Source organism: Blastococcus sp. CCUG 61487 (assembly GCF_005222955.1).
Lineage (GTDB): Bacteria > Actinomycetota > Actinomycetes > Mycobacteriales > Geodermatophilaceae > Blastococcus.
On the sequence record NZ_LWUA01000048.1, the window covers coordinates 1 to 19,139 of the forward strand.

Consider the following 19,139-nt stretch of genomic DNA (forward strand, 5'->3'; position numbering starts at 1 on the left):
CGAATGGCAGGTCACCGACCGCCGCTACCTCTCCGAAGGCTCCATGGCCCTGCTCACCCGGGCGACCCCGTCAGCGAGGGAGGTGGCGCAACCGGCACTGATCGCGTCATAGTCACCACACCGCTGACCGACACGGTGAGGACTACATCCACCACTCAGCGGGACGTCACCGGGCGGCCTGCACCTCCGGACTTTCTGCCAGCTTGTCGGTAGCCGCGGCGATGTCGCCGGCGAACGTTTGCAACCTGTTGGCGAGGGCCGCCGGGTCCGGGAGACTGGCCAGTCGTCGCAGCACCCCTTCGGCGCGGAGCTGCAATGGCGGATTGCGATCAAGCACGAACGCCGCCAGCAGCTCGCGTTCCGCCCGGGCAACGCGGTTGCCCGTCTTGGGGTACTCGACCCAATGCTCGAGACGCTCCTCTGCCCGGTCGAAGTCCAGGCAGTAGCGGAGCCGCACACCGAGTTCCGCCTCGTCGCTCCTTGTCTCGTCGACCACTTCACCGGACGTCGAGTCGAGCAGCTCGAGGCGGTCCTGCAAGGCCTGCTCTGTCTCGTCAGGGAGCTCCAGCAGTGACACCTCAACGGTAGTCAACAGCGCGGCTACACCGTCCGGGTCGCTCCCGGTGTCGGGCAATGGCCGATAGACGTCCCACTCGCTCGGCCGGGCGAGGACGCTACGGGGCTCCAAGACTCGCCTGAGAGCGGCAATAAGGTCAGATCGCCCAGCCCGGGGCTCGCCCACTACGACGACATGTGCGCGAGGGAGAAACACGAAGTCTTCGAAGCCGCGGAAGCGCTGGATGTGCAGTCGGGCAATGCGCACGAGAATCCGTTCTCTAGAGACAGAGTCGGAAGACTCCGGGGCCCGCCAGCCCAAGTCAGCTTCTCGCTCCCGCGTGTCACCTTCTGGCCACCACAGCGGGGGAGACACCGCCGCTTGGCCAGAGCCGCAAGAGTACGTCTCACCGCGGTCTCGCAGACTGCGCATCGTGTTCACGACGGTGTCGCCCCTCGACCCAGTTGGAACGCCGCCACCTACGGACGGCGTAGCCGAGCGGGCCAGGAACGTGGAGCGAGGACTCCATCCGCTCGTGCCTTAGGCGTGCCTTAAGCAACGGCCAAACGCGGTGGTCAGCGGTCAACAGGGGGCAGCACCGCTAAGGCACGGAAGGAGCACAGCTGCCAGGCTGAGCTGCATAAATGGGCATATGAACCGGTCAGGACGTGGAGCGGGTGACCGGGATCGAACCGGCATGGCCAGCTTGGAAGGCTGGGGCTCTACCATTGAGCTACACCCGCGAGGTACCCGGACAGCTTATCGGCCCCGCCTCGCCGCCCGTGCGCCCCACGTCGGCGCCGCATCCGCCGCCTCCGCGATCGCGCGCTCTGGCCGGCGGGGACCCCGCCCGGTAGAGAGAGCGTCATGGACGCTGCGACGGACCGGTTGAAGCTCGGCCTGATGCTCGGCTACTGGTCCGGACCGGGACCGGGGGACCAGGTGCCGCTGGCGCAGGCGGCCGAGGCGGCCGGGTTCGACTCGGTGTGGACGGCGGAGTCCTACGGCTCCGACGTCTTCACCCCGCTGGCCTGGATCGGCGCCCACACCAGCCGGATCCGGCTCGGGACGGCGCTCACCCAGATGTCGGCGCGCACGCCCGCCGCCACCGCCATGACCGCCATGACGCTGGACCGGCTCTCCGGCGGCCGGATGATCCTGGGCCTCGGCGTGAGCGGCCCGCAGGTGGTCGAGGGCTGGTACGGCATGCCGTTCCCGAAGCCGCTCGCGCGGACCCGGGAGTACGTCGGCGTCCTCCGGGACATCTGGCGGCGGGAGGAGCCGGTCACCAACGACGGCGAGCACTACCCGCTGCCGTACCCGGGCGGCACGGGGCTGGGGAAGCCGCTCAAGGCCAACATCCATCCGCTGCGCCCCGACATCCCCGTGTACCTGGGTGCGGAAGGACCGAAGAACGTCGCGCTGGCCGCGGAGATCGCCGACGGCTGGCTGCCGCTTTTCTTCCACGCCGAGCGCAGCCCGGCGCTGTACGCCGACTCCCTCGCCGGTGCGGCCGCGGACTTCGACGTCGCCTGCCCTGTCTCCGTGGTGATCGACGACGACGTCCGGGCGGCGATCGCCCGGATCAAGCCGACGATGGCGCTCTACATCGGCGGCATGGGTGCCAAGGGCACGAACTTCCACCTCGACGTCGTCGCCCGGATGGGCTTCGAGGAGGAGGCCCGCCGGGTGCAGGAGCTCTACCTGGCCGGCGACCGCGCCGGCGCGGTCGAGGCGGTGCCCGACGAGCTCTGCGACGGGATCGCGTTGTGCGGCCCACTCCTACGGGTCCTGGAGCGGCTCGAGCTGTGGCGCTCCGGTCCCGTGCGCACGCTGCTGCTGAGCGGGGTCTCCGACCCCGCCTCGATGCGCGCCCTCGTCGACGCCGCGGGCTGAGCGTCCGACCGGATTGCTACGGTCCACCGCGTGACGCAGACCACATGGATGGACGCCACCGCGCAGGCCGAGCTGGTGCGCACGGGCCAGGCATCTCCGGCCGAGCTCGTCGACGACGCGATCGAGCGGATCGAGCGGGTCAACCCGCAGCTGCACGCGGTGCTGCGCGACAGGTTCGACGCCGCGCGTGCCGACGCCCGCGGCGAGCTGCCGGCCGGCCCCTTCCGCGGGGTGCCGATGCTGCTCAAGGACCTCGGCTGCCACGTCGCCGGTGACGAGACCAACTACGGGACGTCGTTCCTGCGCGACGCCGGCTACCGCTGGCCCACCGACAGCTACCTCGCGCGCCAGTTCCGCGCCGCCGGCTTCGTCCACCTCGGCCGCACCAACGTGCCGGAGTTCGGCACGACGATCACCACCGAGCCGGTCGCGAACCCACCGGCCCGCAACCCGTGGAACCCGGAGCACTCGACCGGCGGCTCCAGCGGCGGCTCCGCGGCCGCGGTGGCGGCCGGGCTGGTCCCGGTGGCCCACGCCGGGGACGGCGGCGGGTCGATCCGCATCCCGGCCAGCGAGTGCGGCGTGGTCGGCCTCAAGCCCACCCGCGCCCGGGTCAGCCACGGTCCCGACGTCGGCGAGAGCTGGGCCGGCGCCACCATCGACGGCGCGATCACCCGGACGGTCCGGGACGCCGCCGCGGTCCTGGATGCGATCAGCACCCCCATGCCCGGCGACCCGTACGTCGCGCCGCCGTTCGCCCGCCCGCTCGCGGACGAGGTGGGTGCGCCGGTCGGCCGGCTCCGCGTCGGCCTGCTCGAGGCCACGCCGGGGGAGCGGTACCTGGACCACCCCGACTGCGGAGCCGCCGTCGCGGCGGCGGGCCGGTTGCTCGAGCAGATCGGCTGCACCGTCGAGACCGGCATGCCCGACGGCATGTTCGACGAGGGGTTCTCGCGATTCTTCGCCGCCACCATCGCCGCTGATACCGCCCTCACGCTGTCGCTCCTGGAGCGCTCGGTGCTCGGCCGGGAGGTGGCCGACGAGGAGCTGGAGCCGCGCAACGCCCGGTACCGCGCCGTCGGCCGGACGATGACGGCCGCCGACTACCTCGGCGCCCGCGCCTACCTGGGCGGCTGGGTCCGCCGGATGGCGGCGTTCTGGGCGCCGCAGGAGCTCGGTGGCCAGGGCTTCGACCTGCTCGTCACCCCGACCGTCGCGACGCCTCCGCCGGAGCTCGGCTGGTTCGGCGCGGCCGGGCCGGAGGAGGAGGGGCGGCGGATCGGCAGCTTCATGCCGTACACCGCCCAGTTCAACGTCACCGGCCAGCCCGCCATCAGCCTGCCGCTGCACTGGACCGAGGAGGGGCTGCCGGTCGGTGTCCAGCTCGTGGCCGCGTTCGGTCGGGAGGACGTGCTCGTGCGGGTGGCCGCCGCGTTGGAGGAGGCGGCGCCGTGGGCCGACCGCCGTCCGGCCGTGCACGCCTGAGGCATCGCACCGGGTGGGCCCGCCTGCGGCGCGCCTAGACTCGGGCGGCCACGGGGTGTGGCGCAGCTTGGTAGCGCACCTGCTTTGGGAGCAGGGGGCCGCAGGTTCAAATCCTGTCACCCCGACGTCTGGCGATCCCGCCGCCGCGACCGACCCCGCGTCGTCCGTAGACTCGGGGGTCGATCCCGCGTCGGCCCGCCTGCCGTCGCCCGTCTGTCTGCAACCCCGAGGAGCACTGCCGCTGTGAAGAGCACCATCGAAGAACTGGGCCCCACGCGGGTCCGGATGGCTATCGAGGTGGCTTGGGGGGACCTGGACCACGCCTTCGGTGAGGTCTACAAGGAGCTGGGCAAGCAGGTCCGCGTCCCCGGCTTCCGCCCGGGCAAGGTCCCCAACCGCGTGCTCGACCAGCGGATCGGGCGGCCCGTCGTCCTCGAGCAGGTCGTCCAGCACGCCATCCCGGAGGTCTACTCCGAGGTCGTGCGGGAGAAGCAGGTCCGCGTGCTCGGCCAGCCCGACATCGAGGTGACCAAGCTCGAGGACAACGAGATCCTCGAGTTCACCGCCGAGGTCGACGTCGCCCCGCAGCTGGAGCTGCCGGCCCTCGACTCGCTGGCGGTCACCGTCGACGACGTCGAGGTCACCGACGAGGAGATCGACCAGCAGATCTCGGTCATGCGCGAGCGCTTCGGCATGCTCCAGGGCGTCGAGCGCCCCGCTCAGGACGGCGACTTCGTCTCCATCGACCTGGAGGCCAAGCTCGGCGACGAGGTGCTCGAGGACGGCTCCACGACGGGCATGTCCTACGAGGTCGGCTCCGGCAACCTCATGGAGGGCCTCGACGACGCCGTCCGCGGGCTGTCGGCCGACGAGTCGAAGTCCTTCCAGACCGCGCTGCTGTCGGGCCCGAACGCCGGCGAGATGGCCGACGTCACCGTCACCGTCCGCTCGGTGAAGGAGAAGGAGCTCCCCGAGCTCGACGACGAGTTCGCCTCCACCGCCAGCGAGTTCGACACCCTCGACGAGCTGCGCGAGGACGTCCGCACCCGGCTGGCCCGCACCAAGGTCCTGCAGCAGGGCGCGCAGGCCCGCGACAAGCTGGTCGAGCACCTGCTCGAGGTCGTCGAGGTGCCGATCCCGGAGAACCTGGTCGACCGCGAGATCGAGTGGCGCAACCGGGCCTTCGAGGGCGAGCTCCAGCAGGCCGGCATGGACTGGGACAGCTTCCTGCAGATGTCCGGCGTCGAGAGCCGCGAGGACTACGACGCCGACCAGCGGAAGAACGTCGAGCAGGCCGTCCGGACGCAGTTCATCCTGGACGCCATCGCCGACGCGCGGGAGGTGACCGTCGACAACGACGACCTCTCGGCGCAGATCATGGCCCAGGCCCAGCGCAACCGGATGAGCCCGGAGCAGTACGCGCAGCAGCTGCAGCAGGGCGGCAACATCGCGGAGTTCGTCGCCGACGTCCGCCGCACGAAGACCCTCGCCCAGCTGCTCGAGCAGACGACGATCACCGACGCGTCGGGCAACACCGTCGACCTCGAGGCGCTGCGGCCGAAGACCGTCCAGGCCGCCGACTCCGGGTCCGCCGAGGGGTCCGACGAGGGGTCCGACGAGGCGCAGGCTGACGACGACATCGCCGTCGAGGCCGTCGCCGCCGAGGCCGCCGAGGGCGCGACCGAGGACACCGAGGACGTGACGAAGGCCGAATAGCGGACTCCGTCCCCGACCGACGACGCCGTCCTGCCTTCCCGGCAGGGCGGCGTCGCGGCGTTCCGGGGCCCGTCGCTGCGCCCACGGCGAACAGCGCCCCTTCCGGGACTTCGACGTCGGAGGCGCGCGTTAGGGTCGACAGGACGCAGGCGCAGCACCGGGCGTACCAGCACCCGGGCGCCGTCCGGCACAGCCACCCGTCCCGAGACCGACTGCTCCAGACAGTTCTACGGAGGTCACCGCACCCGTGAGCACTACCGACCCGAATCTGGCGAGCGCGCCGCTGTTGCGCGCCAACGGCGGGGGGATGAACCTCGGCGACTCCGTCTACGAGCGCCTGCTGCGCGAGCGCATCATCTTCCTCGGCACGCAGGTCGACGACGTGATCGCCAACCAGCTCGCCGCGCAGATGCTGCTGCTGTCCGCCGAGGACCCCAAGCGCGACATCCACCTCTACATCAACTCGCCCGGCGGCTCGGTCAGCGCCGGCATGGCGATCTACGACACCATGCAGTTCATCGACTGCGACGTCGCCACCTACGGCATGGGTCTGGCCGCCTCGATGGGGCAGTTCCTGCTCACCGCGGGGACCAAGGGCAAGCGCTACGCCCTGCCGCACGCGCGGATCATGATGCACCAGCCCTCCGCCGGCGTCGGTGGCACCGCGGCCGACATCGCCATCCAGGCCGACCTGTTCCGCCGGACCAAGAAGGAGCTCAACGAGCTGCAGTCCTTCCACACCGGGCAGCCGGTCGAGCAGATCGAGAAGGACTCCGACCGCGACCGCTGGTTCACCGCGCAGGAGGCCCTCGAGTACGGCTTCGTCGACCACGTCGTCAGCCGCGCGACCATGACCGACAGCGCCAACCCGGTCTCCGACAACTGAGTGTTGCGAGGACAGATACCGATGAGCTTCCAGATGCCCTCCAGCCGCTACATCCTGCCCTCCTTCGTGGAGCGCACGAGCTACGGCATGAAGGAGTCCAACCCCTACAACAAGCTGTTCGAGGAACGGATCATCTTCCTCGGCGTGCAGATCGACGACGCCTCGGCCAACGACGTCATGGCCCAGCTGATCACGCTGGAGTCGACCGACCCCGACCGTGACATCACGATCTACATCAACTCGCCCGGCGGCTCGTTCACGTCGCTCATGGCGATCTACGACACGATGATGTTCGTCCGCCCGGACATCCAGACCGTGGTCATGGGACAGGCGGCCTCCGCCGCCGCGGTCCTGCTCGCGGCCGGGACCCCGGGCAAGCGACTGGCGCTGCCGTACTCCCGCGTGCTGATCCACCAGCCCTCGGGCGAGGCGGGCGGCCAGGTCTCCGACCTCGAGATCCACGCGGCCGAGATCCAGCGGGTGCGCACGCAGATGGAGGAGATCCTCGCGCGGCACACCGGCCGGTCGGTCGAGCAGGTCCGCCAGGACATCGACCGCGACAAGATCCTCACCGCCGAGGAGGCGAAGGAGTACGGGATGGTCGACCAGGTCATCCAGAGCAGGAAGCTGAACGCGCTCACTTCCTGACCTCGGGGTACGGGCCGAGTCCGCGCGTGTCGCGTCCTCGGCCCGTACCGTCGACGGCAGGAGCGGCCTCGTACGGAGGTGAGGGGCGAGCGGTACGGAGTTAGACGGCCGGTGCGAGACCGGGTGAGTCATTGCCCGATCGCGTCGGTGGCGGCAGGTACGTTCGGCGGGCGCCCGAACCCCGGCCGGTAGCGCCGGGAGGAGTGCCTCGCGGAGCGGGACGTGCAGGGGCGAACAGCAACGATGACGACGCAGGTTCCTGACACCGGGCTTGCGGTTCCGAGGTGGAGGTCAGCAGGTGGCACGAATCGGTGAGAGCGGTGACCTGCTCAAGTGCTCCTTCTGCGGGAAGAGCCAGAAGCAGGTCAAGAAGCTCATCGCGGGCCCCGGGGTCTACATCTGCGACGAGTGCATCGACCTCTGCAACGAGATCATCGAGGAAGAGCTCTCGGAGTCCTCGGACCTCAAGTTCGACGAGCTGCCGAAGCCCAAGGAGATCCACGACTTCCTCGAGCAGTACGTCATCGGCCAGGACCAGGCCAAGCGGACGCTCTCGGTCGCCGTCTACAACCACTACAAGCGCATCCAGGCCGGCGGTGACCGCCGCGACGACAGCGTCGAGCTCGCCAAGTCCAACATCCTGCTGATGGGCCCGACCGGGTGCGGCAAGACCCACCTGGCGCAGACCCTCGCCCGGATGCTCAACGTCCCGTTCGCGATCGCCGACGCCACGGCGCTCACCGAGGCCGGCTACGTCGGCGAGGACGTCGAGAACATCCTGCTCAAGCTGATCCAGGCCGCCGACTACGACGTCAAGCGCGCCGAGACCGGGATCATCTACATCGACGAGGTCGACAAGATCGCCCGCAAGTCGGAGAACCCGTCGATCACGCGTGACGTCTCCGGCGAGGGCGTGCAGCAGGCGCTGCTGAAGATCCTCGAGGGGACGACGGCGTCGGTGCCCCCGCAGGGCGGCCGCAAGCACCCGCACCAGGAGTTCATCCAGATCGACACGACGAACGTGCTGTTCATTGTGGGTGGCGCGTTCGCCGGCCTGGAGAAGGTCATCGAGCAGCGCACCTCGAAGCAGGGCATCGGGTTCGGCGCCGAGGTGCGCGGCAAGGCCGAGATCGCCGAGGCCAACGCCTTCGCCGAGGTCATGCCCGAGGACCTGCTGAAGTTCGGGATGATCCCCGAGTTCATCGGCCGGCTGCCGGTCATCACCAGCGTGCAGAAGCTCGACCGCGAGGCGCTGATCAACATCCTCACCGAGCCGAAGAACGCGCTGGTGCGCCAGTACCGCAAGCTCTTCGAGCTCGACGGGGTCGACCTGGAGTTCACCGACGACGCGCTCGAGGCGATCGCCGACCAGGCCATCCTCCGCGGCACCGGTGCCCGTGGTCTCCGCGCGATCATGGAGGAGGTGCTCCAGTCGGTGATGTACGACATCCCCAGCCGCGAGGACGTCGCCTCCGTGGTGATCACCAAGGAGGTCGTCCTGGAGCACGTGAACCCGACGATCGTGCCGCGCAAGCCCACCCGCGAGCGCCGCGAGAAGTCCGCCTAGACCAGCCCGTGGCAGCGAGCCCGTCCCCGTCCCCGGGGGCGGGCTCGCCGCACGTTGGGCGCAGATGCCGTGTTTCGGGCGCGGTTTTCCGACATCCGCGCACACGGTTCGAGGGCCTGTCCACAGATCGGGCGCCGTCGCCCCGCGGCCGGTCCCGGACGGCCACCCTGTCCCGGTGGTCATCGACGTCGACGCAGCTGTGGGGGCCGACGGCTGGGTGACCCGGCCCGAGCTCCTCACCCGGGTCAGCCGGCAGACCGTCGACCTCTGGGTCGCGAGGGGAAAGCTCGTCCGCCTGGCACCGGGGCTCTTCGCGCTGCCGTCGTCGGCCGCCTCCTGGCGGACCCGGATAGCGGCTGCCCTCGCCACGCGGGACGGCGCGGTCGCGAGCCACACGACCGCGCTGGCGCTGTGGGAGCTCATCGAGCATCCGCCCGGCCCGGTGCACCTCACGGTGGATCTCCACCAGAGCGCTCGCGGCTCCAGCGGACTGGCCGTGCACCGGTCGCAAGGAATCGACGGCGAGCGCCGCCGGGTGGGCGGCCTCTCCGTGACGTCGGTCGAGCGTTCCCTGGTCGACGCGTGGGCGCGGCCGGCCCCGCTGCGCCGGCCGGACCTACGGGCCGCCGTCATCGCCGCCGTCCGCCGCCGGTTCTGCACGCCGGCGGACCTCCGGTGGGAACTGGACCGTCGAGCGCGGCTCCCCGGTCGGGCGGAGCTCGACCGGCTCATCGGGCTGCTTGCCGACGGCTGCCAGAGCGAGCTCGAGATCTGGGGCTGCCTCAACGTGCTCCGCGGGCCGGGGATGCCGCCGTTCGTCCAGCAGCGTCGCCTCGTCGTCGGCGGGGAGCTCTTCGTCCTGGACGTCGCTTACGAGGAGGTCCAGCTCGCTGTCGAGATGGACGGCGCCGCATGGCACGGCTCCCGACAGCAGCGCGAACGCGACATCCGGCGTGATGCGCTGGTCGCCACCATCGGCTGGCAGACCCTGCGTTTCGGGTTCCGGCGGATGACGACGGCTGCCGCTGCGTGCCGACGGGACGTCCTCGCGGCGTACGAGGCCCGGCGGGCGCTGTTCGGTGTGCGCTGATGCCTAGTTCTGAACGTGGCTCCTAGGCATCAGCGCACACTGTTCGCGGTCAGTCCGGGGTCGGGGCGAGGACGACGTCGACGCGCAGGTCGCCGTCGCCGGCCTCCAGCGAGAGGCTCTCGATCCGGCCCGCGTCGACCAGATCGCCCCGAGCCGCCTCGAGCGCGGCGATCTGCGCGGCCGGTGCGGTGACCGTCGCCGTCTGCACGTCGGCCCGCATCGACACCTTGGCGTCGGACTTGGCCTTGCGCACCCCGGCCAGCGCGGCGGCGGTCGCCGACACCACGGCCGGGTCGCCGTCGGCGGGCAGCTCGGTGGCCACCGGCCACGAGGAGCGGTGCACCGAACCGGCCTGCCACCAGGACCAGACCTCCTCGGTGACGTAGGGCAGCACCGGCGCGAAGAGTCGCAGCTGCACCTGCAGGGCCACCGCCAGCGCGGCCTGCGCGGAGGTCGCCGCCGGGCCGGTCCCGTAGGCGCGGGACTTCACCAGCTCCACGTAGTCGTCGCAGAACGACCAGAAGAACGTCTCGGTCACCTCGAGGGCTCGCGTGTAGTTGTAGGCCTCCATCGCCGCGGTCGCCTCGTCGACGACCTTGGCCAGCCCCGTCAGCACGGCCCGGTCGATCGGCTCGGTCACCTGCTCGGCGGAGAGCGACGCCGAGGCGCCCAGCCCGAGCACGAACTTGCCGATGTTGAGGATCTTCATGGCCAGCCGGCGGCCGACCTTCATCTGCGTCTCGTCGAACGGCGAGTCCGCTCCCGGCCGAGCGCCGGCGGCCCGCCAGCGCACGGCGTCGGTGCCGTACCGCTCCAGGACGTCGATCGGCGTGGTCGCGTTCCCCTTCGACTTCGACATCTTCTTGCGGTCGGGGTCGACGACGAACCCGGAGATGGCGGCGTGCGTCCACGGCACGGTGTCGAACTCGTAGTGCGAGCGCACGACCGTGGAGAACAGCCAGGTGCGGATGATGTCGTGCGCCTGCGGGCGGAGGTCCATCGGGAAGACCGCCGCGAACAGCTCCGGGTCGGTGTCCCAGCCCGACGCCACCTGCGGCGAGAGCGACGACGTCGCCCAGGTGTCCATGACGTCGGGGTCACCGATGAACCCACCCGGCTCGCCGCGCTGGTCGGCGGTGAAGCCCGGGGGGACGTCGGAGGACGGGTCCACCGGCAGCGACGCGTCGTCGGCGACGATCGGGTCGTCGTGGATCGGCTCACCGGTCTCGTCGAGCCGGTACCAGACCGGGAACGGGACGCCGAAGAACCGCTGGCGGCTGATCAGCCAGTCGCCGTTGAGGCCCTCCACCCAGTTCTCGTAGCGGTACCGCATGTGCTCGGGCACCCACTGGATCTCCCGGCCGCGGGCGATCAGCGCCTGGCGCAGGTCCTCGTCCCGGCCGCCGTTGCGGATGTACCACTGCCGCGTGGTGACGATCTCGAGCGGCCGCTCGCCCTTCTCGTAGAACTTCACCGGGTGCGTGATCGGCTTCGGGTCGCCGTGCAGGTCGCCCGACTCGCGCAGCATCTCGACCATCCGCTGCTGCGCGCTGAACACCGTCTTGCCGGCCAGCTCGGCGTAGGGCTCCGCGGGCACCCCGGCCGGGGGCTCGGGCAGGATCCGGCCGTCCCAGCCGACGATCGCCCGCGTGGGCAGCTGCAGCTCGCGCCACCAGGTGACGTCGTTGAGGTCACCGAAGGTGCAGATCATCGCGATGCCCGAGCCCTTGTCCGGCTCGGCCAGGCGGTGCGCCACCACCGGCACCTCGACGCCGAACAGCGGCGTCGTCACCGTCGTCCCGAACAGCGGCTGGTACCGCTCGTCGTCGGGGTGGGCCACGAGCGCCACGCAGGCGGGCAGCAGCTCGGGCCGGGTGGTCTCGATGAACACCGGGCCGGACGCGCCGGAGAAAGAGATCCGGTGGTAGGCGCCCGGACGGTCGCGGTCCTCGAGCTCGGCCTGGGCGACGGCGGTGCGGAAGGTGACGTCCCAGAGGGTCGGTGCCTCCTGGGCGTAGGCCTCGCCGCGCGCGAGGTTGCGCAGGAACATCCGCTGCGCGGTGGCGCGGGAGGTCTCCGAGATGGTCCGGTAGACGTTGGTCCAGTCCACCGAGAGGCCGACGCGGCGCCACAGCTTCTCGAACTCGGCCTCGTCGGCCTCGGTCAGCTGCATGCACAGCTCGACGAAGTTGCGCCGCGAGACCGGCACCTGGTCCTTGCCCGGCTTCGCGGGGGGCTCGAACGCCGGGTCGTAGGGCAGCGAGGGGTCGCACCGGACGCCGTAGTAGTTCTGCACCCGGCGCTCGGTGGGCAGGCCGTTGTCGTCCCAGCCCATCGGGTAGTAGACGTGCTTGCCGCGCATCCGCTGGTAGCGGGCGATGAAGTCGGTGTGCGTGTAGCTGAACACGTGGCCGACGTGCAGCGAGCCCGACGCCGTCGGCGGGGGAGTGTCGATGGCGTAGATCTGCTCCCGCGGCGCGTGCAGCGCAGCGGCGCGGTCGAAGCGGTAGGTGTCCTCGGCCGCCCAGCGCGCGACCCACTTCTCCTCGAGCCCGTCCACGGTGGGCTTGTCGGGTACGACGACGCCGGCTCCCGGGGCGGCGGTGTCCGGGGTCGCGATGTCGGAAGCCATGGGCGCCATCCTAGAAAGGCCGGGCAACGGGCTTCCCGGCGCAGGGGAACACCGGTGCGCTGCCGTCCGCTGGAACCGGCATGGATGCGCTACGCGTGGTGCTCAACGTCGTCTGGCTGCTGCTCGTGGGGTGGTGGCTGGCGCTCGCCTACGCGCTGGCCGGCGTGATCGCCTTCCTGCTGATCGTGACCATCCCGTTCGGCATCGCCTCGTTCCGGCTGGCGGTGTTCGTGCTCTGGCCGTTCGGGCGGACGATGGTCCCCGACCCGGGCGCCGGGCTCGCCTCCGCGATCGGCAACGTGCTCTGGTTCGTCCTCGCCGGCTGGTGGCTGGCGCTGCTGCACGTGCTCGCCGGCGTCGGCTTCGTCGTCACGATCATCGGCATCCCGTTCGGCGTCGCGTCGTTCAAGATGGCCGCCGTCGCCCTGGTCCCGCTCGGCAAGCGGATCGTCGACGCCGAGCCGCCGCGGGACTACCTGCACGCGGGCAGCACCGTCGTCCGGTAGGGAGCGTCCCCGGGGCGGCTGGCATCCTCGTACCCGTGAGCAGCAGCACCGGCGACCTGGCCCGGGTGGAGCGGGAGCTGCTGGCCCGCTGGCCGGAGACCCGGCTCGAGCCCTCCCTGACCCGCATCAACGCCCTGGTCGACCTGCTGGGCGCCCCGCACCGGGCCACCCCGGTGATCCAGGTGGCCGGCACCAACGGCAAGACGACCACGGCGCGGATGATCGACGAGCTGCTGCGTGGTTTCGGCCTGCGCGTGGGCCGCTTCACCAGCCCGCACCTGGAGTCGATGCGCGAGCGGATCGTCCTCGACGGCGAACCGGTGAGCGCCGAGCGCTTCGTCGAGACCTACGAGGACATCGCCCCCTACGTCCAGATGGTCGACGCCGCCGGCGAGCACCCGATGAGCTTCTTCGAGGTGATGGTCGGGATGGCCTACGCGCTGTTCGCCGACACCCCCGTCGACGTCGCCGTCGTCGAGGTGGGCATGGGCGGCACCTGGGACGCCACCAACGTGGCCGACGCGCGGGTCGCCGTCGTCACGCCCGTGGCCCTGGACCACGCTGAGTACCTGGGCCCCGACGTCCCGACGATCGCGGGGGAGAAGGCCGGGATCATCAAAGCCGACGCGATCGCGGTGCTCGCCCACCAGGAGCCCGGCGCGCTGGACGCGCTGCTCCGGCGGGCCGTGGAGATGGACGTCGTCGTCGCCCGGGAGGGCACCGAGTTCGGCGTGCTCGAGCGCCGGGTCGCCGTCGGCGGGCAGCAGGTCCGCCTGCAAGGTCTGGGCGGCGAGTACGAGGAGATCTACCTCCCGCTGTTCGGCGCGCACCAGGCGCAGAACGCGGTGACGGCGCTGGCCGCTGTCGAGGCGTTCCTCGGCGCCGGCGCCGCGACCGGCCCGATCGAGCAGGAGACCGTGCGGGCCGCCTTCGCCGCCGTCCGCTCGCCCGGCCGGCTGGAGCGGGTGCGCAGCAGCCCCACCGTGCTGGTCGACGCCGCCCACAACCCCGCCGGGATGACCGCGACGGTGGAGGCCATCCGCGAGTCCTTCGACTTCACCCGGCTCGTCGGGGTCGTCGGCGCCGTCCGCGGCAAGGACGTTCTGGGCATGCTCGCCGCGCTCGAGGACCTCTGCGCAGAGGTCGTGATCACCCAGAACGCCTCGGAGCGCGCCCTGCCGGCCGACGAGCTCGGGGCACTGGCCGTCGAGGTCTTCGGCGCCGATCGGGTCAGCGTCACGCCGCGGCTCGGCGAGGCGATCACCGAGGCCGTCGAACTCGCGGAGGCCGGTCCCGACGACGCCCTGGGCGGCTCGGGCGTGCTGGTCACCGGCAGCGTCATCACCGCGGGCGAGGCGCGCGCCCTGCTGGGTCGGCGCCCGTGACGGCCGCCGATCCGGCCCGCGCCGCTCGGGGGCTGGGCGGTGCCGCCGCGGGGATCCTGGCGCTGGAGGGCCTCGCCGTCCTGTTCGTGCCGCGCGGCATCGCGCAGACCGAGGAGGGGCTGGGCGCAGCCCGGCTGACGCTGCTGCTGGCGCTCTCCCTGCTGCTGATCCTCTCCGCCGGCGTACAGCGGCGGGAGCGCGGAGTCCTCATCGGCACCGTCCTGCAGGTTCCGCTGCTGCTCACCGGGCTGCTCAACCCGGCGATGTGGTTCGTGGCCGGTGCCTTCGTGCTGATCTGGCTCTACCTGCTGCAGGTGCGCAGGGAACTGCTCGGCTCGGCGTTCGGGCCGGTGCCCGTTCCCGGCGCCGAGGAAGGCGACGACGCGGCCACCCCGTAGGCTCCCGCACCGTGACCGAACGCACCCTCGTCCTCGTCAAGCCCGACGGCGTCGCCCGTGGCCTCGTCGGCGAGGTGATCACCCGCCTGGAGCGCAAGGGCCTGCGCCTGGTCGCCGCCGAGCTGCGGACGCTGACCGCCGACGTCGCCGAGACGCACTACGCCGAGCACCGCGAGCGCCCCTTCTTCGGCTCCCTCGTCGAGTTCATCACCAGCGGCCCGCTCATGGCGCTGGTCGTGGAGGGCCCGCGGGCGATCGAGGCGTTCCGGGCCCTGGCCGGCGCGACCGACCCCGTCACCGCCGCCCCCGGCACCATCCGCGGCGACTTCGCCCTCGAGGTGCAGAACAACATCGTGCACGGCTCCGACTCGCCCGAGTCCGCCGCGCGCGAGATCGGGCTCTTCTTCCCCGACCTCGCCTGACCCCCGCCGCCCGCGACGATCAGGGAACCTGATCCCGGAGCGTCCTCCCTCGTCGTGGGACGTGAGGGAGGACGGTGCACGATCAGGGAACCTGATCCCGGCCGAGGGGCCGGAGCGGGCACAGCGCGTCAGAGGTCGGGGTCGGCCGGTTCCTCGGGCGCGGTCCACGCCAGGTGCCAGTAGGGCAGCAGGCCCGCGGCGAACCACAGCAGGAACCCCACGTACAGCGCCGGCATGACGTGCTCGGTCGTGGCGACGACGGCGACCGCACCGGCCCAGGCGAGCAGGTGCAGCAGCGTCGCCGGGCGGGCCATCGCCAGGAACGACCGCTCGCGCAGCCGCTGCTGGTGCTCGTCCAGGGAGCTGTCGGCCCGGTCGTAGACGCCGCGAATGCCGAGGTTGAGCACCGAGTGCAGCGGCACGAACGCGAACAGCCCGACGGCCAGGACGACGAAGTAGGCCGTCGACCAGCCCGAGGTGGTGGAGGCGACGAGCGTTGCGGCGACCAGCGCGGCCACCAGCACGATCTCCGCGACCACCGCCCGCCGGCGGACGGTGCGGCGGCGGGCCCAGTCGTAGCGGCCGTCGTCGTAGGTGCGGGAGAGGTAGGTGCGGGTCGGCGTCACGGGTTCCTCCGGAGCAGTTTCGAGCTGAGCGAGGGCAGCGGGTCGAGGGAGAAGACCGCCTCGACCGGTAGGTCGAAGAAGCGGGCGATGCGCAGGGCGAGGGCCAGCGACGGCGCGTACTCGCCGCGTTCGAGGTAGCCGATGGTCTGCGGGTGCACCCCGACCGCCTCGGCGAGCGCACGCCGGCTGATCCCGCGGTCGGCGCGGAGCACCGCGATGCGGTCGTGGACGCGGTCGGCGTCCGAACGTGGCTGACGACCCATGCGATGAACCGTAGCAATAATGCTACAGATGGACCAGGTGGCCGCCGAGGTTCGGGCACGACCGGCGGCGCCGTCTACCCTGGGCGGTGTCATGACTGTCGAGCTCCGCACCGCCGCCGGGGAGTCGCTGTACCCGCGACTCGAACCCCTGCTGGCCCAGGTCCAGAAGCCCATCCAGTACGTGGGCGGTGAGCTGAACGCCCAGGTGAAGCCCTGGGAGGACGTCGCCGTCCACTGGGCGCTCATGTACCCCGACGCCTACGAGGTCGGGCTGCCCAACCAGGGGCTGATGATCCTCTACGAGGTGCTCAACGAGCGGCCCGACGCCCTGGCCGAGCGCACCTACGCGGTCTGGCCCGACCTCGCCGGGCTCATGCGCGAGCACGGCGTCCCGCAGTTCACCGTCGACGGCCACCGCGCGGTGCGCGACTTCGACGTGCTCGGCGTCAGCTTCGCCACCGAACTCGGCTACACCAACCTGCTCGAGACGCTCGACCTCGCCGGCATCCCGCTGCACGCCGTCGCCCGCGACGAGAGCCACCCGGTCGTCGTCGCCGGCGGGCACGCGGCGTTCAACCCGGAGCCGGTCGCCGACTTCGTCGACTGCGCCGTCCTGGGGGACGGCGAGCAGGTGGTCGGCGACATCACCGACGTCGTCAAGGCGTGGAAGGCTCAGGGCCGGCCCGGCGGCCGCGAGGAGCTGCTCGCCCGCCTGGCCCGGATCGACGGCGTCTACGTGCCGCGGTTCTACGCGGTCAGCTACGCCGCCGACGGCACGATCGCCGCCGTCACGCCGACCCGGGACGACGTCCCCGCGAGGGTCGGCAAGCGCACAGTCATGGACCTCGACGAGTGGCCCTACCCGAAGACGCCGCTCGTCCCGCTGGCTGAGAGCGTCCACGAGCGGATGAGCGTCGAGATCTTCCGCGGCTGCACCCGGGGCTGCCGCTTCTGCCAGGCGGGGATGATCACCCGTCCCGTGCGGGAGCGCACGATCACCGGCATCGGCTCGATGGTCGAGCAGGGGCTCAAGGCCACCGGCTACGAGGAGGTCGGGCTGCTCAGCCTGAGCTCCGCCGACCACTCCGAGATCGGCCAGGTGGCCAAGCAGCTCGCCGACCGCTACGAGGGCACGAACACCAGCCTCAGCCTGCCGAGCACCCGGGTGGACGCCTTCAACGTCACCCTGGCCAACGAGCTGTCCCGCAACGGCCGCCGCTCCGGCCTGACCTTCGCCCCCGAGGGCGGCAGCGAGCGGATCCGACGGGTGATCAACAAGACGGTGTCCAAGGAGGACCTCGTCCGGACCGTCACCACCGCGTACGCCAACGGCTGGACGCAGGTGAAGCTCTACTTCATGTGCGGGCTCCCGACGGAGACCGACGAGGACGTCCTGGAGATCGCCGACCTCGCGGTCGAGGTGATCCGCGCGGGCCGCGAGGCCAGCGGGCGCAAGGACATCCGCTGCACCGTGAGCATCGGCGGGTTCGTGCCCAAGCCGCACACCCCGTTCCAGTGGGCCGCCCAGGCCAGCGCCGACACCATCGACCACCGGTTGAGGGTGCTGCGGCAGAAGATCAACGAGGACCGGCGGATCGGGCGCTCGATCGGGCTGCGCTACCACGACGGCAAGCCGGGCGTGATCGAAGGACTGCTGTCCCGCGGCGACCGCCGCGTCGGCCGGGTCATCGAGCGCGTGTGGCGCGACGGCGGGAAGTTCGACGGCTGGAGCGAGCACTTCTCCTTCGACCGCTGGACGACGGCGGCCGCCGAGGAACTGAGCACCTTCGGCGTCGACCTGGACTGGTTCACCACCCGGGAGCGCACCGAGCACGAGATCCTGCCCTGGGACCACCTGGACTCCGGACTGGACAAGGAGTGGCTCTGGGAGGACTGGCAGGCCGCGATCTCCGAGGAGGAGGTCGCCGACTGCCGGTGGACCCCCTGCTACGACTGCGGCGTCTGCCCGACGATGGGCACCGAGATCCAGATCGGCCCGACCGGCCGCACGCTGCTGCCGCTCACCGTCGTCTGATGGCCCGCCAGCCCAGCGGCCCCCCTCCGCCGCCGACGGTCCAGAAGCTGCGCCTCCGCTACGCCAAGCGGGGCCGGCTGCGCTTCGCCAGCCACCGCGATCTCGCCCGCACCCTGGAGCGGGCGCTGCGCCGGGCGCAGGTGCCGATGGCGTTCTCCGCCGGGTTCAGCCCGCACCCGAAGATCTCCTACATCGGGGCGGCTCCCACCGGGGCGGCCAGCGAGGCCGAGTACGTGGAGATCGGGCTCGCCCGACGGTGCGACCCCGAGGCCGTGCGCGCCGCCCTGGACGCCGCGCTGCCCGAGGACGTCGCCGTCCTGGAATGCGTGGAGGCAGGGGAAGGGACCGGTTCGCTGGCCGACCGGATCGACACCTCGGTGTGGCGGGTCGAGCTGCCCGGCGTCGAGCTGGACGACCTGGCGCCGGCCGTGGAGAGGTTCCTCGCGGCCGACGGCGTGACCGTCGCGAAGCGCACCAAGAACGGGCTCAAGGACGTCGACGCCCGCGCGGCGGTGACCAGCGCTTCTGCGTCCGCGGGGCCCGCTTGTGCCATACTGCACATGGTCGTCCGGCAGGTGACGCCCGCCGTACGACCCGACGACGTGTTGGCCGCTCTGGGTGCCGTCGCCGACCTGCGCCCGCCGTTGCCCCCCCGGGCCGTGCGTGAGGCGCAGGGCCGGCTCGACGACACCGGGACCGTGGCCGATCCGCTCGGTCCCGACCGCACGGCAGGTGTTCCCGCCCCGGGAGCGCACGCCCCGGTCTGACCGGCCGGAGGCCCACGGAGGCCCGCCCGCCGCCGCCGCGACACGGCTGCCAGACGTGCCGCACCCCGCAGACCACAGCTCCACCAGGCACCATCGCACCCAGCACCACCGGGTGCGCGCACCACAGCATTCCGGCTCCCCGCCGCGGCAACCGTCGCGCGGGAGCCGCCCACAGACTTCGCAGGGCGAGCAGGTCGCCATACCCCGCGCGGCAGCTCGCCCCGCCCCGAACCCGTGCTCCTGCGCGGCCGCCAGCTCATG

General features: G+C 71.6%; 17 protein-coding genes and 2 tRNA genes. 14 read left to right on the forward strand and 5 right to left on the reverse strand.

The genetic code is table 11. The annotated features are described in order from the left end of the window. Nucleotides 1-166: 166 nt before the first annotated feature. Nucleotides 167-577 (reverse strand): hypothetical protein, encoded by a 411-nt coding sequence (locus A6V29_RS21185; protein ID WP_212718986.1) that lies wholly within the window; start codon nt 575-577, stop codon nt 167-169. Between the two features lie 648 nt (nt 578-1,225). After that, nucleotides 1,226-1,299: transfer RNA gene (locus A6V29_RS04415), tRNA-Gly, on the reverse strand. A gap of 124 nt (nt 1,300-1,423) precedes the next feature. Here A6V29_RS04415 and A6V29_RS04420 point away from each other — a divergent pair. From A6V29_RS04420 to A6V29_RS04455, 8 genes are all read left to right on the forward strand, one after another. Continuing rightward, nucleotides 1,424-2,452, forward strand: a complete 1,029-nt coding sequence (locus A6V29_RS04420) for an LLM class F420-dependent oxidoreductase (RefSeq protein WP_137159174.1) — start codon at nt 1,424-1,426, stop codon at nt 2,450-2,452. 30 nt (nt 2,453-2,482) lie between these two features. Beyond that, nucleotides 2,483-3,937 (forward strand): amidase, encoded by a 1,455-nt coding sequence (locus A6V29_RS04425; protein WP_212718988.1) that lies wholly within the window; start codon nt 2,483-2,485, stop codon nt 3,935-3,937. A gap of 51 nt (nt 3,938-3,988) precedes the next feature. Beyond that, nucleotides 3,989-4,062: transfer RNA gene (locus tag A6V29_RS04430), tRNA-Pro, on the forward strand. A 118-nt stretch (nt 4,063-4,180) separates the two neighbouring features. Next, on the forward strand, nt 4,181-5,653 hold the full coding sequence (gene tig / locus A6V29_RS04435; RefSeq protein WP_137159175.1) for a trigger factor: 1,473 nt from the start codon (nt 4,181-4,183) through the stop codon (nt 5,651-5,653). 247 nt (nt 5,654-5,900) lie between these two features. Continuing rightward, on the forward strand, nt 5,901-6,539 hold the full coding sequence (locus A6V29_RS04440; RefSeq protein ID WP_502700073.1) for an ATP-dependent Clp protease proteolytic subunit: 639 nt from the start codon (nt 5,901-5,903) through the stop codon (nt 6,537-6,539). A gap of 21 nt (nt 6,540-6,560) precedes the next feature. Next, nucleotides 6,561-7,187, forward strand: coding sequence for an ATP-dependent Clp protease proteolytic subunit (locus A6V29_RS04445; RefSeq protein WP_137159176.1), 627 nt, complete (start codon nt 6,561-6,563; stop codon nt 7,185-7,187). Nucleotides 7,188-7,485: 298 nt separating this feature from the next. Further along, nucleotides 7,486-8,754 (forward strand): ATP-dependent Clp protease ATP-binding subunit ClpX, encoded by a 1,269-nt coding sequence (clpX, locus tag A6V29_RS04450; protein ID WP_137159177.1) that lies wholly within the window; start codon nt 7,486-7,488, stop codon nt 8,752-8,754. Between the two features lie 175 nt (nt 8,755-8,929). Then, nucleotides 8,930-9,844 (forward strand): DUF559 domain-containing protein, encoded by a 915-nt coding sequence (locus A6V29_RS04455; RefSeq protein WP_137159178.1) that lies wholly within the window; start codon nt 8,930-8,932, stop codon nt 9,842-9,844. A 49-nt stretch (nt 9,845-9,893) separates the two neighbouring features. On the opposite strand, the gene valS is transcribed toward A6V29_RS04455, so the two are convergent. Next, nucleotides 9,894-12,476, reverse strand: a complete 2,583-nt coding sequence (gene valS, locus A6V29_RS04460; protein ID WP_137159179.1) for a valine--tRNA ligase — start codon at nt 12,474-12,476, stop codon at nt 9,894-9,896. Between the two features lie 80 nt (nt 12,477-12,556). On the opposite strand from valS, the gene A6V29_RS04465 reads away from it, so the two are divergent. From A6V29_RS04465 to ndk, 4 genes are read left to right on the forward strand one after another with little or no spacing between them, the layout of a single operon-like run. After that, a complete protein-coding gene (locus A6V29_RS04465) occupies nt 12,557-12,982 on the forward strand; it encodes a YccF domain-containing protein (RefSeq protein WP_137159180.1) in 426 nt (141 codons plus the stop codon). A gap of 35 nt (nt 12,983-13,017) precedes the next feature. Further along, the gene (locus A6V29_RS04470; protein ID WP_137159181.1) at nt 13,018-14,367 is read left to right on the forward strand and encodes a bifunctional folylpolyglutamate synthase/dihydrofolate synthase; all 1,350 of its coding nucleotides are present in this window, start codon (nt 13,018-13,020) and stop codon (nt 14,365-14,367) included. Continuing rightward, nucleotides 14,364-14,765, forward strand: coding sequence for a DUF4233 domain-containing protein (locus A6V29_RS04475; protein WP_137159182.1), 402 nt, complete (start codon nt 14,364-14,366; stop codon nt 14,763-14,765). The genes A6V29_RS04470 and A6V29_RS04475 overlap by 4 nt, the downstream gene beginning before the upstream one ends. An 11-nt stretch (nt 14,766-14,776) precedes the next feature. Continuing rightward, nucleotides 14,777-15,187: a nucleoside-diphosphate kinase gene (gene ndk, locus A6V29_RS04480; protein WP_137159183.1), complete on the forward strand. Its 411-nt coding sequence runs from the start codon at nt 14,777-14,779 to the stop codon at nt 15,185-15,187. Nucleotides 15,188-15,315: 128 nt separating this feature from the next. Here ndk and A6V29_RS04485 read toward each other — a convergent pair whose 3' ends face one another. Both A6V29_RS04485 and A6V29_RS04490 read right to left on the reverse strand, forming a co-directional pair. Beyond that, a complete protein-coding gene (locus tag A6V29_RS04485; RefSeq protein ID WP_137159184.1) occupies nt 15,316-15,813 on the reverse strand; it encodes a hypothetical protein in 498 nt (165 codons plus the stop codon). Next, nucleotides 15,810-16,076 (reverse strand): helix-turn-helix transcriptional regulator, encoded by a 267-nt coding sequence (locus A6V29_RS04490; protein ID WP_137159185.1) that lies wholly within the window; start codon nt 16,074-16,076, stop codon nt 15,810-15,812. Before A6V29_RS04490 ends, A6V29_RS04485 begins: the two co-directional genes overlap by 4 nt. A gap of 91 nt (nt 16,077-16,167) precedes the next feature. On the opposite strand from A6V29_RS04490, the gene A6V29_RS04495 reads away from it, so the two are divergent. Together A6V29_RS04495 and A6V29_RS04500 are read left to right on the forward strand one after the other, a co-directional pair. Further along, nucleotides 16,168-18,111, forward strand: a complete 1,944-nt coding sequence (locus A6V29_RS04495; RefSeq protein WP_137159186.1) for a TIGR03960 family B12-binding radical SAM protein — start codon at nt 16,168-16,170, stop codon at nt 18,109-18,111. Continuing rightward, nucleotides 18,111-18,878 (forward strand): TIGR03936 family radical SAM-associated protein, encoded by a 768-nt coding sequence (locus A6V29_RS04500; protein WP_137159187.1) that lies wholly within the window; start codon nt 18,111-18,113, stop codon nt 18,876-18,878. Before A6V29_RS04495 ends, A6V29_RS04500 begins: the two co-directional genes overlap by 1 nt. Nucleotides 18,879-19,139 lie beyond the last annotated feature (261 nt).